A 16556-nucleotide genomic window follows, 5' to 3' on the forward strand; every position below is an offset into this window, starting at 1 on the left:
AAACTTTGAAAATTATAGAACAAGAGTTAGAGTACTATGCTGCTGATTGAGTGCCCCCGTAATTGGGAAAGACCCAAAGACCCGAAAGACCCGAAAGACCCGAGATTTAATGGTCGGGACGGAAGGATTTGAACCTTCGACCACTAGCACCCCATGCTAGTGACAATCAATTTCATTTAATTTCAAACAAATTCAATTATAACCATAAAACCTTTTTATATAAAGGATTGTTTGCGTTTTCATATTTCAAATGATATAAATCGATTTCATACAAGCAAACAAAAAAGTGTAGCCAAAGGTGTAGCCAGAAACTGGAGCCATACAAGGATATAATTATGGAAAAGTTTACCCATAACAAAATTGCTAATTTAAGTGCCGAAAAAAATCGTTACCATATTACTGAGGGTAATGGCTTTTGTTTAAGAGTTTCTCCTAAAGGAACAAAAACTTGGTTCTATCGTTATAAATTTGGCGGTAAAGAGAAATGGCTCACTATTGGTAATTTTCCAGTAATGGGTGTTGCTGAAGCCAGAAAAGCCTTTAATGATTTATGGGAAATAAGGCAGTCTGACCAAGACCCAGAAGAAATTATCCAAAAAAAATTGCTCCAAAAAAATAATAATGTGAAAACTTTAGTTTCTGATTGGTACAACAATTATATTGTTAAACACCGTAAACAACCCCAACAGATTAAACAACAAATTGATGCTGATATTATCCCCTTACTAGGTACATTAGAAATTGAAAAAATACAGCCTCGAGACATATCAAAGGCCTTGGATAATATAGTTCAAAGAGGCTCCCCTGTTCACGCCAATAAAGTACTTAGTACCTTGAAACAAGCATTTAATTACGCGGTAAGCCGAGGAGAAATTACAATTAATCCTGCTATAAATATTCGAGCAAGAGACATAGGTGGATTAGAAAAACCTCGTGATCGCAATCTCGATCTTGATGAAATAAAAAAAATATGGTTATTTTTGGATGGCGATGAGCACTCTATGTCGATTCAGATTAAAAATGCCATTAAAATCATATTATTAACTGGCGCAAGGACTGGTGAGTTAAGACTAGCGAAATGGTCTGAATTTAATTTCGATAAATCTCTTTGGATTATTCCTCCCGAGAATAATAAAATCGGACTTAGTATGAAAATTCATCTGAGCGAGCTTACTAAAAAGCTTCTGTTGGAAATAAAAGAAATTACTTTATCTAATTTTGTTTTAGCTGGGGTCGATGATGACTCCCCACTAGGCGATAAATCCATATCTAAAGCGATTCAACGCATTCAAAAACGAGTAGGAATCCCTCAATGGACTGCCCATGATCTCAGACGTACTTTTGCCACTCAGCTTGGCGAAACATTGCGAATCGACCCAGTAGTTATAGAAAAATGTCTTGGGCATAAAATGCCTAAAATCATGGCCACTTATAACAAAGATGAAATGCTGTATCAACGCAAAGAGGCTTTAGATAAATGGAGTAGCCTGATAGAAGAACTAACAATAACCAAACAATAACAAATTTGAATTTGTGCAACTATAGTGGTACACTATAATGGATAGAGATATTGAATATATTGCCTATCAAGGTGAGAAGTTTACGATTGAATGGTACTTTGACGAAAAGAAGCATAGCCAATCTCAAGAATATTATTACTCTTTGAATAAAGATGAACGTATTCAACTGTTGAAGCTCTTAAAGAGGATGGGAGATGCCGGTATCATTCACGATAAAACTAAGTTTAGACATGAAGGAGACAAAATTTATGCCTTCAAACCTAAGCCAGACAGATTTTTATGCTTCTTTTTTGAAGACAAAAAAATAATTTTAACTAATGCCTTCAGGAAGAAACAGGATAAGTTGCCTTTAACTGAAAAAGAAAAAGCCTTAAAGGTTATGGAACAATATATTGGTAGAGTAAAAAAGGGTGATTATTATGACTAAGAAACTTTTATCTACTTTTGAGCGAGAAATGCAAGACCCTCTTTTTCGTGAGCAATTTGAAAAAGAGTATGATGAGTTTTTGCTATCTGAAATCATCAAAGCACTCATGAAGAATGGCAAAATGACCGTGAGAAAACTGGCCGAAAAAGTAGGACTATCTCCAACTATAATTCAAAAAATTCGCTCAGGTGAGCAAGAGGATGTAAAGCTTAGTAACTTCCTTAACATCTCTCACACTTGCGGTTTTAAAGTAATTTTAGAGAAAGGAGATGATAAGTATTACTTGTAACTCTTTGGAAATTAATCATTGTCTAAAGCAGTCATTGACCACTCAGACAATGAAAATGGATTTATCTGACATGTTGATTAATCCAGTTATCAATCACGTCTTTATGCCAGGCTAAAGTTCTGCCATGTAATTTTACTGGCTTAGGAAACTTTCCTTCACTCCACCAACGGCGTAAAGTCAACCGGTCCTTTCCGATAATGACTTCTACGTCATTGATAAACAAAATCTGTTGTGTAAATAGATCATTAACTGGTTGCATCATTGATTCTCCAAATCCTTCTGTTATTTAAGTTGTAAACGAGCCTTCCATTCACCCTTGTGTTCCATATCAATGACGGTGATAAATAGCTTCAGCAAATTCAATTCAACCTTACTTTCTTTAGGTAAACGATTGTGCTGGTAGATTAACTGCAAATGAGCAATTGGCGAGTTCGATAAATTAGCGATTCGATGCAGAGAATAATTGGTTGAATCCAGCAGATACTGAATAATACCCTTATAGATGGTGATCTTTTGATCGTAAAACATGCGACATACTCCTGTAAAACATGTGTATTAAAGTCCAATTCGCGCCAAATTAACATTTAGCATCATTTGGCGAAACTTATATTAATACGATATTAATTTTATTATCAATACGTGTTTTAAAGAAATTTAAATTAAGATACGATATGATATTGAATGATAGCGTTTTATATGATAATTTTTTTACGACGTTCGATTACAAGGATAATTTTATGAGTAAGGGACCCTATCAATCGTTTGCCAATCGCTTGATTCATACCCTCAAAGTTAAGGGACATATTGCGTCTCGTTCACCTAGTGGGATCTGTATCAAAACCTTAGCTGAATTTGCTGGGGCATCTGAACAAATTTGCCGTCGTTACATAAGAGGTGATGCTCTACCTGATTACGAGAAAATTAAACAGCTAGCTCATCATCTTCACGTAAACCCAGGCTGGCTATTATTTGGTGAAGAAGGACACACCCCTTCGAAGAAAGATGAAGTTGATGAAACATTACTTCATTACATCCTGAAGCAAAGCCATCATTTATACCCTGTTTCCCATGGGAATAATGACGATTATGCCGATTTTGTGTTAGGATTGATCAAAGAAGTGCGTGCAATCGACACTTCGGAAGTTAATTTACTAAAAATCATTGACTTGGCCATTGGCTCTATTTCTTCCTATGAAGAAAAAAGAAAAAAGCACAGCCATGCAGTTTAAGAAGTTTGTAGATATGGATGTAACAGATGTTGAAATAAGGCTTCACCCTAAAGCCAAGGAATTTCTCTTTGAACATTTTGTCACTATGCGCAAAGTGTTCTCCGATGTACTTGGACAAGTAGAAACAGACTATGCTTCTATTGCCCTTATTAACCAAGCAGGACAGATCTTTTTCATGTCCTCGAATCCATCAATAGAGCAAAATTTAATTGAGAAAAGTCTCTGGCTGTTTGATGGATGCTATCAACCAACTTTTTTCAACAAAGAGCAGCCAAAATTATGGAATGAACTCCCACATTTAGGCCGTATAGAAGCAATTAAAAAATACAAGCAAATAGAACCTGGACTTATCACAGGCATTTCCATTCCCACTGAATATGACTCTTATAGAGCAATCTTTTCATTTGGATTAAAAGAGTTAAATCCCTATATCCAGAATAAAAGCTCCATTCATTGCGAAAAACTGTTAGCCATGGGCAAGTTTGCGTTAAGACGAATTCAAGAGTATTTAACTTTCCCTGACAAACAGCCCTGCATGCCGGCTAAACCCAAACTGACATTAATCATCAACAATCAGGTGACCTATGAAGACACTACTGGATAAAAACGACCCTATTTTAAGACAAACCGCTGAGTCAATTAAAGAATCAGAATTTGGTAGCAGTTGGTTAAAAGAGCTGATTGAGACTATGTTCGGCATTATGGCTGACAAAGGTGCCGTCGGTGTAGCTGCTCCCCAAATTGGTATCAGCAAACGAGTTATTGTATTTGGTACTGATTATACCAAACGGAGGAAACCAGAATACCCGATCCCGGATACTGCATTAATTAATCCTGCATTAAAAATCCTGTCCCAAGAAATTCAAACTGGGTATGAAGGTTGCCTTAATTGCGGTGAATTAATGGGAGAGGTTCCAAGAGCCATGGAAATTGAATATTCAGGCTTTGACATAGATGGAAATAGAATTACCAAAAAAGCTTCCGGCTTAGAAGCTCGTATTCTTCAACATGAAATTGATCACCTGGATGGATTTTTATTTTTAGACCGAGTGGAAGATCAAGAGTCACTAACCACTCTATCGGCAATGCAAAATAAAGGATAATCGTATGAAGCACCAAACCCGAATTATACTGGCTGGCACATTAGGTAATTTAATAGAATCTTTTGATATGGCCATTTGCGGCCTACTCTCAGTCTACATTGCCAAATACCTAATTGGTGATGCTTCAAAGGGTTTGTTTCTAGTATTTTTGACTTTCTTTGCTGGATACCTTGCCAGACCTATTGGGGCTATGGTGATGGGCTTACTGTCCGATATCTATGGCAGAAAAATTATTCTTGCAGGCTCGATCCTAACTATGGGCATATCAACAACCCTTATCGGTTTTATTCCCCCTCACAGCACCATAGGTACATTTTCTGTTATTACTTTATTAATGCTGAGAATTATTCAGAGCTTCTCCTCTGGCGCAGAATATCTAAATTCCTCTGCTTACCTAGTTGAAAATGCCGAAGCCTCAAAAAAGGGTTACTCGGGAAGCTGGGCATCCTTTGGCGCTATGTCAGGGATGCTAGTAGCGTCATTGGTGACACTGATTGTTACTTACTTTACCAACCACTATCCTGAGCACGATTGGCTGATTTGGCGAGTACCCTTCATCCTGGCTCTACTAGGTTCGTCCATTGGTTTATATATTCGATTGTGTATTCCTGAAAGTATGGAGTACATCATGTATTATGCTGACAGACCCAAACCTAAATTTAAAAATTTACTTACAGAGTCTGTTAACTATATCAAGAATAATAAAATTCAATCACTATATGTATTCGTTCTAAGCTGTCTAGGTGTTACAACCACTTTTCAAATTTACATTTATGGACCCATGCAAGCTCATCTATATGGAAATTTTCAGGATTATCAAATTATTGCTTCTAACATAATCTCGTTAATAGTGTTACTGAGTGTATTTCCTTTAGTTGGAAAGCTGTCTGATAAAATTAACCGAGAAAAGATTGTAATTACTGCAAGTATAGGATTTTTAATCTTTTCTCAGCCTTTTTTCAATTCATTATCACATGAAGACTTCTATCGATTAGTTTTCAACCAAGCCTTAATTGCTATCCCCGCTGGAACATATTATGCAACAGTACCAGTAATGCTAGCCGAAATGTTCCCTATCAAGCTACGTTGTACAGTTTTATCGGTACTATATTCCACCGCAGCGAGCTTGTCAGCAGGTCTAGCTCCATTGCTCTCATTTGCACTGGTTAAAAAGACCAATAGTGCGTCTTCGCCATCAATTTTGGTTTTTGTGCTCATAGCAATTACATTTGCAATAATAATTTTCAAACTTCTTTCAATTAAAAAGAGTTACCAGAAAACCACATAAGAATACTGCCTTGGCTCATTATGAATGGACAGAATTAGACGTAGAGACATCTTTAAAAAAAGTATCCTGCATAGAGCAATTTTTTTCATGGAAGAACTATTCTATAAACCATCTAGCATGCCTTTCTTTAATCAAGTCAAATGCATATAAAATGCAACACCATGTAAAAAAATTGCCAATAAAACAAAGAAAATAATTAATGAAATAAAAAAAGGTGTGGTTTTCTTCTTTTTTCGAAAAAAAATCATTAAACTCAACAATAAACCAATCAACAAACAAAGAATTGCCAATCCCCATAAATTCATTAACATTGCTTATCCCTTAACTGGTTTGATTATTTATTCTGATGGCTGATGATTATGACCACCATCACCTCCAAAACCACCATTATATCCATGTTCTGGATGATTTTCTGTGGAGGTTGATTGGGTCGAAGTACAGGACATTAATCCCAATCCTAAACAACAAATGCTTATTAAAAATAATAATCTTAAATTGCTCATCGTTTTCTTCCTCTTAGCTTGATTTTAATTGTTTTAATAATTCCATTAATTTTAAAGCATCATTTTGTGTAATCGGTTTCACGCCATACGTTTCAGAGTCTTGATTCATTTTGTCCCTGTGAAGCTCCTTCGAAAGGATTACTATGGGGGTTAATTTATTAAGTTCCGAATCATTTTGGATGCGCAACATGAGCTCACGATAATTAAACCCACCATCTAAATTTCTGTCAATTAAAATAAAATCATAACGTCTCATTAATGCTAATTCCAATCCGGAATGAGCATCCCATGCCATGTCAACACGGTGGTTTAATTGCTGCAATTGAGCACGAATAAGAATGCGCTCGCCAAGCGACTCATCCACAATTAATAAAAATAAAGAATTATCCATGTTTAACCTTATTCTATAAATCGAATCACTATCTTTTCTAATACCTAAGTCTCTTGAATTTCAGAATGACCTTTATGGGAATTCAACAGTCGTAAGCCATTAGCCACTACGATTAAACTAGCCCCCATATCAGCAAAAACAGCCATCCAAAGGGTTGCGACTCCTGCAAGCGCTAGAATGAAAAATACCCCTTTAATGGCAATGGATAAGCTAATGTTTTGGCGAAGAACTCTGGCGGTATTGCGGCTTAACTCAATATATAAAGGAAGCATGGCTAAATTATCATTCATTAATGCCACATCGGCTGTTTCTAAAGCCGTATCGGTTCCCTTGCCCATAGCAAAACTAATGCTTGCCTTCGCTAGTGCTGGCGCATCATTAATGCCATCCCCGACCATTCCCACATTTTTGTATTGGTCCAATAAGCGATTTATCTCTTGTAATTTGTCGGTGGGCAACACATTAGCTTTCACCTCATCAATACCAACTTGCTTGGCAATTGCCTGGGCGGTTACTGCATTATCACCCGTTAGCATCGCCGTTTTGATGCCTTGCTCATGGAGCTTTGAGATAGCCCATTGACTGGTCTTACGCAGCGTGTCAGCCACTGCAAAAAGAGCGAGTACTGTCGTGCTGTTACTTAAAACAACTGTTGTTTTCCCCTCCTCTTCCAGTTGCTGAAGAATTCGTTCAATCTCAGGCGAACAGACTTGATTGTCTTCAGCGAGTTGGTGATTTCCCACAAAATACAGTTTTTGTTGAGCAAAGCCTTTGACACCGCGTCCAGGCAGTGCTGAGAATTGTTCAACCTCCAACAACCTGGTATTGGGTTGTTCTTTTTGCCAATACGATACCAAAGCATGCGCTACAGGATGCTCTGAGTGACTATCAAGGCTTGCAGCCAATAAAAGTAACTCCGCTTTCGTTTTGCTCGTGTCATAAACAATAAAATCAGTGACTACAGGTTTACCTTCAGTTAAAGTGCCTGTTTTATCCAATGCAATTAATTTTAAACGATACCCTGTTTCTAAATAGCTTCCTCCCTTAATCAAAAGCCCGTGTTTGGCAGCAGAAGCTAATCCACTCACCACCGTGACAGGAGTGGAAATGACTAAAGCACAGGGGCATGCAATCACCAACAAAGTGAGCGCCTTATAAAGCCAATCATAAAAGGGATAACCAAAGACCAAAGGAGGAATCAACGCGATAAGAACCGCTATAAGAACCATTATAGGCGTATAGAAGCGTGCAAATTGGTCAACAAAACGTTGTGTTGGGGCTCGTTCTGCTTGCGCTTGCTCAATAGCCTTTCCAATTTTTGCAAGCAGTGTATCTCCAGATGCCTTCGTTACTTTCACCTCAAGTACGCCATGCTCATTAAGTGTACCCGCAAACACGTTATCATCTATCTGTTTACTAACGGGCATGGATTCTCCCGTAATGGGTGCTTGATTCACAGTACTTTGTCCTGAGATCACGACACCATCCAAGGCAATACGTTCTCCAGGTTTTACTTTAAAAACAGCCCCTGGTTGCACTTTCTCTATGGATATGGAAAGCCATTGCCCATTATCTTGTTTTATAAGAGCAACCTCCGGTGCAATTTGCATCAAACTGCGAATAGCAAGTCGTGCTTTATCTAAAGAATAACGCTCAATACGCTCCGCCAATGCAAACAGCACTGTGACCATCGCAGCTTCTGGCCAAGCGCCAATACATACCGCTCCAACTATGGCAATCAGCATTAAGCTGTTGATGTTCATCGCTTTGGTACGCAGTGCCAACCAACCCTTTTTAAAAGTAGGCGGCCCACTTAAGGCAATTGCCAATAAGGCAGGAATAATAGTCCAGAGTGACCACTCTGAACCCAGGTAAAATGCCGCCAATTCTGAAAAAAGCGCCAAAATACCGGCTAATAAAATGATTTTCCAGGAAAAGTCAGAAACGGGTAGCTCGCCTTCTTTTGTTAAATGAGCACTGCCTTTAGCACGTACACTCATCCCTAAAGATTCAATGTGTTGCTGCAACGAATCAATAGCAGAAAGCCGATGATGTATGGTGACTTCTTCTGCTATAAAATTAAATTCCAAATGCTCAATTTCAGGAACATCTTTTAATTGTTTTCTGATAAGCTGCTCTTCTGCTGGACAATCAAGGCCAGCCACAAAAAACGTTGTTGCTGTTAATGATGTTGTCATAGCGATTTCCCGCATTGACTGAAAAAACGAGCTCCCAGGGCATTATAGATTTGGCATTGGGGACAGCGAATTCCTTGAAACTCCTTGTTGGATGGATAATTATTTTTTTGCCCATGATGCGAGTTTCGGTAGTCCCCATACTGATCATTGAGAGCATTTCCAAAAATTCGTTTTAAAAAGCTCATGTTAATTCTCCATCTCTTCATCTTCAGTAAAATGTTTTAACAGATCTTCGAGAATACAACGCACGTGCATATCAAAAATGCCATGGTAAATATGCTTTCCCTCCCGCTGACCCACAAGAAGACGAGCAGAGCGCAAAAGGCTTAAATGATGACTAGTTAAGGGAACTGAAAGTTGTAATTGCTCGGCTAACTCAGAAACTGATTTAGGTCCCTCAAGGCAGGCCAAAAGAAGTTTTAAACGATTGGCTTCACCCATTAGATGTAGTGTGTCACTTAAGGCGATGATTTGGTCTTGGGTTGGCATGATTAGTTCAATAGTTAAATAAGTATTTAACTATAAATATAGATAATGAATACCATTTGTCAATGAGCGCTTTTTTAAACATTCAATGAATCATAGTGTTCTTAGCTTTTAAAAAAGAAGACCTTTAGATATTTTGTTCTTTTATCTCTTTTCTTTGCTCGCCCTTTTTTCGGCGCTCATGAAAGATATAATATAAACCCGGTAAAACCAATAAGGTCAAAAAGGTAGAAGAGATAATTCCTCCAATAACCACTGTAGCAAGGGGTCTTTGAACTTCTGCTCCAGTGCCAGTCGCAAGCGCCATGGGCACAAAACCTAATGAGGCAACCAAAGCCGTCATTAATACAGGTCTTAGACGCGCCAGTGATCCTTGCAATACTGCATCTTTTAGATAGAATTTTTTCTCTTCATGAAGCTTATTAATAAAGGTAATCATGACCAAGCCATTGAGTACGGCGACTCCTGATAAGGCAATAAATCCAACGCCTGCAGAAATAGATAGGGGAATCCCTCGTAACCACAAAGCAAAAATGCCGCCAGTTAGTGCAAGAGGAATTCCGGTAAATACTAATAGTGCATCCCTTACTCTGCCAAAACTCATAAAAAGCAATAAGAAAATACCCAGAAGCGTGATGGGCACTACGATTTGTAATCGTTGTGAGGCAGATTGAAGTTGTTCAAACTGACCACCCCAGATAATCCAATAGCCAGAGGGTATTTTAACGTTTTCATCAATACGAAGCTTAGCTTCATTCACAAATGAACTTAAATCCCGATTTCTAACGTTTGAAGTAACCACCACACGTCGCTTTCCAATCTCTCGACTGATTTGGTTCGGACTTTCGCTACGAACCAAAGAGGCAACCTCACTTAAGGGAATAAAGTGCTGCTCGCCATCTTTAGCAAGAGATAGCGGAATGTATATTTGACGCAATACGTTCGGATCGGTTCGCAACGATTCAGGCAAACGTACGACGATATCAAAACGCTTATCCCCCTCAAAAAGCTCACCACCCTTCTTACCTCCAGTAGCAATGACAATCGCGTCTTGAACCGTCCCAATTTGTAGCCCATAACGAGCCAAGGAATTGCGATTAATGTCAACGGTTAAAAGAGGTAAACCGCTGACTTGTTCGACTTTCACATCAGCAGCCCCTGGTATTTGTTTTAATTGGGCACTAATCGCCTCAGCTGTTTTTAACAAGGTATCCATGTCATCACCAAAGACTTTTACTGCCACATCACTACGAACTCCGGAAATGAGTTCATTAAAACGCATTTGAATGGGTTGGGTAAATTCATAATTATTCCCAGGAATTTGTTTTACAGCAAGTTCCATTTCTTGAACTAATTCTTGTTTTGTTTTTTTAGGATTAGGCCAGTCTTTGCGTGTTTTTAAAATAATAAACGTATCAGCCACATTCGGAGGCATCGGATCAGTTGCCACCTCTGCAGTCCCTAGTTTGGCAAACACAGTTTTTACTTCAGGAAACTCTCTGACTCGTTTTTCGACCAAATCCTGCATGGTAATTGCCTGGGTGAGGCTTGTTCCTGGAATTCGCATCGCATGCATGGCAATGTCTCCTTCATCAAGGCTTGGAATAAACTCACCGCCTAAACGAAAGGCTATCAATAAACTGATAACTACCAAACCAAGAGCCGCACCGATGACCGTTTTTCGAGCATGAAAACAACGACGCAATACTTTGCCATAACCTAAGGATAGGTAATGAACTAATGTATTTTCTTTTTCTTGCAAGTGCCCGCGTAAAAAAATGGCAATGGCTGCGGGCACAAAGGTTAATGCAAACAGCATGGAGGCCAGTAGCGCAATAATCACTGTTTCTGCCATGGGTAAAAACATTTTCCCTTCAACACCAGTCAACGTGAGAATGGGTAAATAAACCACTGTAATAATAAACACACCAAAAATACTAGGTCTAATCACCTCAGTGGTTGCATGAGAAATGACCTTTAACCGCTCTTCCAGATTTAAAATGCGATGCAATGAGTGTTGTTGTTCACCAAGATGCTTAATGCAATTTTCAACAATAATGACCGCCCCATCGACTATCAAACCAAAATCCAAGGCCCCCAAACTCATTAAATTCGCACTGATTTGATTAGTCACCATTCCGGTAATGGTCAATAACATCGATAAGGGAATCACCATAGCAGTAATGAGCGCTGCTCGAATATTTCCCAAAAACAAGAATAAAATGATGCATACCAGGAGCGCTCCTTCCAAAAGGTTCTTTGTCACCGTTTGAATGGTTGCATTGACTAATAAAGTGCGGTTGTACACGGTAACTGCCTCAACACCTTCGGGAAGCGATTTATTAATTTCTTTCATTTTGGCAGCAACACGCTGAGAAACGGTTCGACTGTTTTCACCCATCAACATAAAGACTGTACCTAGTACTACTTCTTTACTGTTCTCGGTCGCAGCACCCGTACGCAATTCTTTACCTAAAGCAACGTCAGCCACATCACGAATACGAACAGGAGTCCCTTCAAAACTGGCAATGACAATGTTTTCAATATCGGGAATATTTTGAACCTGTCCTGGCACGCGAATTAAATGTTGCTCACCATTGGTTTCAATATAACCCGCTCCAACATTTTCATTATTACGCTTTAATGCTTCGACTACATTATCCAAACTTAATTTATAGCGCACCAACTTCATAGGGTCTGGCGTAATATGAAATTGCTTTTCATAACCACCAATAGTATTGACTTCAGCAACGCCTTCTACATTACGTAATTGCGGTTTAATAATCCAATCTTGAATGGTACGAAGCTCGGTTGGATTATAACGTTGAGTTTCCGGCACATTAGGCTTATTGGTGACCGTGTACATAAAAATCTCACCAAGACCCGTTGAAATGGGTCCTAAGGTGGTCTCTGCTTCCGGAGGCAATTTATCTTGTACTTCTTGTAAACGCTCATTAATCAATTGACGGGCAAAATAAATATTCGTTCCATCTTTAAAAACCACTGTGACTTGCGATAACCCATAACGCGATAAAGAACGGGTATAATCCAAATTGGGCAAACCACTCATAGCAAGCTCAATTGGAAAGGTAATCCGTTGCTCCACTTCATAAGGAGAGTACCCGGAGACCTCGGTATTAATTTGTACCTGTACATTGGTAATATCAGGCACCGCATCAATAGGAAGGCGTTGAAAATTATACACCCCTAAAAGGGCAATAATCAGCGTGAATAACAACACAAACCAGCGATGTTTTAACGAAAAGCGAATAATATGTTCCAGCATTTCTATTCCTTAGTGCTCATGGCTTGCGCCCTCTTTGCCAAGCTCTGCTTTCATAAAAAAGCTGTTTTTACTCACATAACGCTGACCCGCATCAAGACCCGAAACCACCTCGACCCACTGGTCGTCTTTTTCTCCTAAATTAACAGGAGTGGCTTCAAAATAATCCCCTTGTTGGACAAAAACTACATCCATATCATTGAGCCTCTGAATGGCAGAAATTAAGACCGCAACCGGTGCTGTTTTTTCTTTGATGATCACTGCACCATTCACATACATACCGGGCAACCAAATACGGTTGGTATTAGATAGAACCGCTCGCGCCAAAGTGGTTTGACTGTCTTCGATACCTAAAGGTGCAATATAAGAAATAGTACCTTTTGATTCAGGCTTTCCCTCATCGCCGGTCACAATAACTTCCATACCTTGTTTTACAAGAGGGGCTTCTTTGCGATACAAGGTAAAATCAGCCCAAACAGTAGTTAAATTCGCCACCTCGTAAATAGGTTTGGTATTTTGCGCAAGCTCTCCATTGGTTGCATATTTCTGCACAATGGTTCCGGTAATAGGCGCTGTGATGGTGTAATTTTGCAGGCTTTCATTGCTTTCAATGGTGGCTAATACGTCGCCTTTATTCACCTCTTCACCAAGGTTTTTAGTTAGTGATTTAATAATGCCCGAATAACGAGCATAGATGGGTGCCAAAGTATCACGATTAGGTACGATTTTTCCGACCACTTTTAATTGAGTTTTTATCGTTTGGCTTTGTGCTGTTGCCACTTGAATGTCGGCTGATTTTAGAATACCTGCCACAATTTTTACCCGGCCCTCATAAGTTGAGTAATGCCATTGATATTGTTTCCCCTGGAATGCCAATTGAATGCTCACATCAAAAGAATGGGGCTCTTGAATGATTTGATTGCTCTGTAAAAAATCCTCAATTCGATTAAAAGTAATTTCTTCCTTTTTTCCATTAAATCGGGTGAGTTGAACTGTTAATCGAACTGCTTCTGGGGAAATAATTGCGCCATTCTTATAAAGAAAGGCCCGAAAATGAGGCGGCATTGCTTTTTCAAAAATGAAAAGCTCTAAGGCAATACTGCTGTCTTTAAACAATCGCCCACCATGAGGACCTTTGGAAATTAATTCTTGATGCCCCTCTTCTTCTGTAGCATGAGATTCTTCAGAAGCCCAAAGAGAAGAACAACTTAATCCTAATAAAAGAATAATCAGTGAAATTATAGAGAAAGCTGGTTTTAGTAATCTCATTTACTCTCCTTGGAAGGATGTAATCCCAATAGCCCTATAAGTTGAATTAGCGATTTATGATAATCGGCATGGGCTTGTTGATAGTGCCGCTCTTCTTCATACAAAGCATTAAGTGCGGTTGATAATTCAATATAGGTGTAACGCCCCATTTGATAACCATCTTGGGCTAATTTGATGGATTTTCTTGCTAAAGGCAATAAGGAATCCGTGACTAAATTCGCCTCGTAATTACTTTGTTGCGCTTGCAAAAAGGCATTATAGGCATTTTGACGCACATCAAGACGAGCGCCTTGAAACTCATGAGCCGTTTGTGTGTATTGTGCCTCTGCTGTCATGATTTTCCCTTGATTGCGGTTATAAACCGGAACTTCTGCAAAAGCAGACATCACTGCTGCATTACTGCCATCATCAGAAAAATGTCGTCCACCCAATTGGATGTTTAAATCAGGCCAGACGGCCTTTTTAACTGCTGTAATAGTTGCACGCTTTGCCTGTAGCTGCAGTTGCAATTGCATCAACTGTGGGCTCTGCGGTAGTTTTTTTAATAAATCAGCCCAATTCAAAGTAAGACCCGGTAAACCTTTATCTATCAAGGGTCGGTCAACTCTTAAACCATCACCTAATAAACGAGCAAGTTTTGCTCGTTGAGATAAAGCATCTCGTTCTGCTTTCTTTTCCTGAATCCGCGCTTCTCCTAATCGCACTTGCGCCAACCTTAAATCCAATTCCGCACCAGCACCTGCTTTAACTCGCCGTTCAATCGCTGAAACGATATCTTGATTCAAGCGAATCAGTTTTTTGGTGACTTGATGCCATTGCCCAGCATAAAGAGCATCAACGTAAGCAACTCCAACCGTCATATAAAGTATTGCTTTCTGAACATTAATCTGGGCTAGTGATGCTAAATAATCAGCGTAGGTTGCTCTTTTCAAATACTTAAGACGACCACCCAAAGGGATAGGTTGGGTAACTGAGGCTGTTGTTTCTGCAGATTCATAACCTGAGTAACTGCCAGAACCACCAAAGTTTTCACCCGTTAAAGTCAGTTGCGGATTAGGATAAAGTCCACTTTGAATAAAAGCACCTCTCATGGCTTGCGCTTTATCTATTTCTGCCTGCAGTTCAGGGTTATTGCGATAGGCAATCTCTAACGCCTGCTTAAAGGTTAGCGGGATGGCAGCCTGTGCTTCGTTAAAAACGAATAGTATTAATAGGGCTGTCATGAATAATCTTAAAAAATAATGCATCCCTTCCCTTATAAAAATTCCGTATACGAAACTACTTTTAAATTTAACTTATTTTGCATCAATTACATAGATCATTATTTGTATTCTTTCCCTCTAGAATGGTTTCTAGCCTGGAACCTCAAAAATTTCCGTATATCGTACCGTATTTTGAATATTTTTTTGTCCCAAGTAATGTTGAATGCTTCGTATATCTTGTCCATCATTTGCAGGTTTAAATCCTGTGGAATGTCTGAGCATGTGTGGATGAACTAAAATCAGAACACCTAAAATTAAGATACTTAATCGTACCACATTGCAGGGGATTCATTACGCTAAAAAACAAATACATCCAGAAGAATGAGCTTTCGCCTTTGACATCCACCAAAACCCACTATAATTAAAGTCAGATGGGATAGAAATTATACTCTTTTAGTTCCGGATGAACGATGATTTAGGGCAAAAATGCGGATAGAGTACCGAATTCGATGATCTTGGATCCCTAGAATTCCAGATTCTCAAGTGAATGAAGGCTAATTGAAAAGGAGAAATTTTATGCTGAGAGATATCGTTCTATTTTTTGCGGGGTTTGAATTTTTTCATACAATTGTGCACGTCTTTTTTGCATTTTTACTTCCTTTAGACCTTAAATTTATAATTTTGACTACCACTTTAAATACTTGGTCAATTGTTATCAACGCACTGATAACTCTAGCTCTTCTTTGGTGGGCAAAACGATTACGAAGTAAATAGTTAACTATCAAAACAATTAGGAAGAAAATGAATAATAATAAATATGGATTTGGAAAAAAAATATTGTATTCATTTGATGATGCAATTAAGAAAGTTACTGAAGAACTACAAAAAGAGGGGTTTGGAGTTCTTACAAATATAGATGTGTCAGCAACTTTAAAAAAAAAGTTAAATCAAGATATGCCTCCCTATCAAATTCTTGGTGCATGCAATCCTCAATTTGCACATCAAGCTTTAGAAAAGGAGCCATCTATAGGTTTGCTTTTACCCTGTAATGTGGTTGTACGCCAAGATAATACAGGAAACGTTTATATTGAATTTATGGATCCAAAAGCAGTATTAGAATTAGTAGACAACCCTGAAATTAATCGGGTCGCCAGTGAAGTGAGGCAGCGACTTAAGCGAGTATTAAATGCATTGTAATCATTCATCCATATTAAAGTCGATTTCATAAGTTAAGATTTTAACATGCGAAGACCGCTTGCAATGACAATAAGCTCACTGATTTCATGAGCTAACACTGCTATTGGCAATGTAAAATATCCAGTTACAGCTCCAATCAGATAAGGGGTTGACCAAGGTGACAGTTATACT

17 protein-coding genes are annotated in these 16556 nt (G+C 38.7%); 8 read left to right on the top strand and 9 right to left on the bottom strand.

The genetic code is table 11. The features are described 5' to 3' along the window. The first annotated feature begins 335 nt into the window (after nt 1-335). From Lery_RS11945 to Lery_RS11955, 3 genes are read left to right on the top strand one after another with little or no spacing between them, the layout of a single operon-like run. Nucleotides 336-1520 (top strand): tyrosine-type recombinase/integrase, encoded by a 1185-nt coding sequence (locus Lery_RS11945; protein ID WP_058527478.1) that lies wholly within the window; start codon nt 336-338, stop codon nt 1518-1520. A 37-nt stretch (nt 1521-1557) separates the two neighbouring features. Continuing rightward, nucleotides 1558-1947 carry a type II toxin-antitoxin system RelE/ParE family toxin gene (locus Lery_RS11950; protein ID WP_027228169.1) on the top strand — a complete coding sequence of 130 codons (390 nt, stop codon included), beginning with the start codon at nt 1558-1560 and terminating at the stop codon, nt 1945-1947. Next, nucleotides 1940-2236 carry an AsnC family protein gene (locus Lery_RS11955; RefSeq protein WP_058527479.1) on the top strand — a complete coding sequence of 99 codons (297 nt, stop codon included), beginning with the start codon at nt 1940-1942 and terminating at the stop codon, nt 2234-2236. The genes Lery_RS11950 and Lery_RS11955 overlap by 8 nt, the downstream gene beginning before the upstream one ends. A 61-nt stretch (nt 2237-2297) precedes the next feature. On the opposite strand, the gene Lery_RS11960 is transcribed toward Lery_RS11955, so the two are convergent. Continuing rightward, entirely contained in the window at nt 2298-2495 is a 198-nt protein-coding gene (locus tag Lery_RS11960) for a helix-turn-helix transcriptional regulator (protein ID WP_028379486.1), read from the bottom strand. A gap of 23 nt (nt 2496-2518) precedes the next feature. Continuing rightward, nucleotides 2519-2764 (bottom strand): hypothetical protein, encoded by a 246-nt coding sequence (locus Lery_RS11965; RefSeq protein ID WP_058527480.1) that lies wholly within the window; start codon nt 2762-2764, stop codon nt 2519-2521. A gap of 209 nt (nt 2765-2973) precedes the next feature. On the opposite strand from Lery_RS11965, the gene Lery_RS11970 reads away from it, so the two are divergent. Genes Lery_RS11970 through Lery_RS11985 form a run of 4 tightly spaced genes read left to right on the top strand, consistent with a single transcriptional unit; the run spans nt 2974 to nt 5856 of the window. After that, the gene (locus Lery_RS11970; RefSeq protein WP_058527481.1) at nt 2974-3465 is read left to right on the top strand and encodes a helix-turn-helix domain-containing protein; all 492 of its coding nucleotides are present in this window, start codon (nt 2974-2976) and stop codon (nt 3463-3465) included. Further along, nucleotides 3455-4069: a flagellar biosynthesis protein FlgJ gene (locus Lery_RS11975; protein WP_176713846.1), complete on the top strand. Its 615-nt coding sequence runs from the start codon at nt 3455-3457 to the stop codon at nt 4067-4069. Before Lery_RS11970 ends, Lery_RS11975 begins: the two co-directional genes overlap by 11 nt. After that, nucleotides 4050-4568 carry a peptide deformylase gene (def, locus tag Lery_RS11980; protein WP_058527482.1) on the top strand — a complete coding sequence of 173 codons (519 nt, stop codon included), beginning with the start codon at nt 4050-4052 and terminating at the stop codon, nt 4566-4568. The genes Lery_RS11975 and def overlap by 20 nt, the downstream gene beginning before the upstream one ends. A 4-nt stretch (nt 4569-4572) precedes the next feature. After that, entirely contained in the window at nt 4573-5856 is a 1284-nt protein-coding gene (locus Lery_RS11985) for an MFS transporter (protein WP_058527483.1), read from the top strand. Nucleotides 5857-6372: 516 nt separating this feature from the next. On the opposite strand, the gene Lery_RS11995 is transcribed toward Lery_RS11985, so the two are convergent. From Lery_RS11995 to Lery_RS15090, 7 genes are all read right to left on the bottom strand, one after another. After that, nucleotides 6373-6750, bottom strand: coding sequence for a response regulator (locus Lery_RS11995; RefSeq protein WP_058527485.1), 378 nt, complete (start codon nt 6748-6750; stop codon nt 6373-6375). 44 nt (nt 6751-6794) lie between these two features. Continuing rightward, nucleotides 6795-8948: a heavy metal translocating P-type ATPase gene (locus Lery_RS12000; protein ID WP_058527486.1), complete on the bottom strand. Its 2154-nt coding sequence runs from the start codon at nt 8946-8948 to the stop codon at nt 6795-6797. 186 nt (nt 8949-9134) lie between these two features. Then, nucleotides 9135-9437 (bottom strand): ArsR/SmtB family transcription factor, encoded by a 303-nt coding sequence (locus Lery_RS12010; protein WP_058527487.1) that lies wholly within the window; start codon nt 9435-9437, stop codon nt 9135-9137. A 124-nt stretch (nt 9438-9561) separates the two neighbouring features. Next, nucleotides 9562-12720: an efflux RND transporter permease subunit gene (locus Lery_RS12015; protein WP_058527488.1), complete on the bottom strand. Its 3159-nt coding sequence runs from the start codon at nt 12718-12720 to the stop codon at nt 9562-9564. A 9-nt stretch (nt 12721-12729) separates the two neighbouring features. Then, nucleotides 12730-13986, bottom strand: a complete 1257-nt coding sequence (locus tag Lery_RS12020) for an efflux RND transporter periplasmic adaptor subunit (protein WP_058527489.1) — start codon at nt 13984-13986, stop codon at nt 12730-12732. Beyond that, nucleotides 13983-15209, bottom strand: coding sequence for a TolC family protein (locus tag Lery_RS12025; RefSeq protein ID WP_374188627.1), 1227 nt, complete (start codon nt 15207-15209; stop codon nt 13983-13985). The genes Lery_RS12020 and Lery_RS12025 overlap by 4 nt, the downstream gene beginning before the upstream one ends. Before the next feature lie 129 nt (nt 15210-15338). Next, entirely contained in the window at nt 15339-15470 is a 132-nt protein-coding gene (locus Lery_RS15090; RefSeq protein ID WP_080445623.1) for a tyrosine-type recombinase/integrase, read from the bottom strand. Nucleotides 15471-15989: 519 nt separating this feature from the next. Here Lery_RS15090 and Lery_RS12035 point away from each other — a divergent pair. Continuing rightward, nucleotides 15990-16385, top strand: coding sequence for a DUF302 domain-containing protein (locus Lery_RS12035; RefSeq protein ID WP_058527492.1), 396 nt, complete (start codon nt 15990-15992; stop codon nt 16383-16385). The last annotated feature ends 171 nt before the right edge of the window (nt 16386-16556 follow it).

This window comes from Legionella erythra (genome assembly GCF_001467615.1).
GTDB lineage: Bacteria > Pseudomonadota > Gammaproteobacteria > Legionellales > Legionellaceae > Legionella_C > Legionella_C erythra.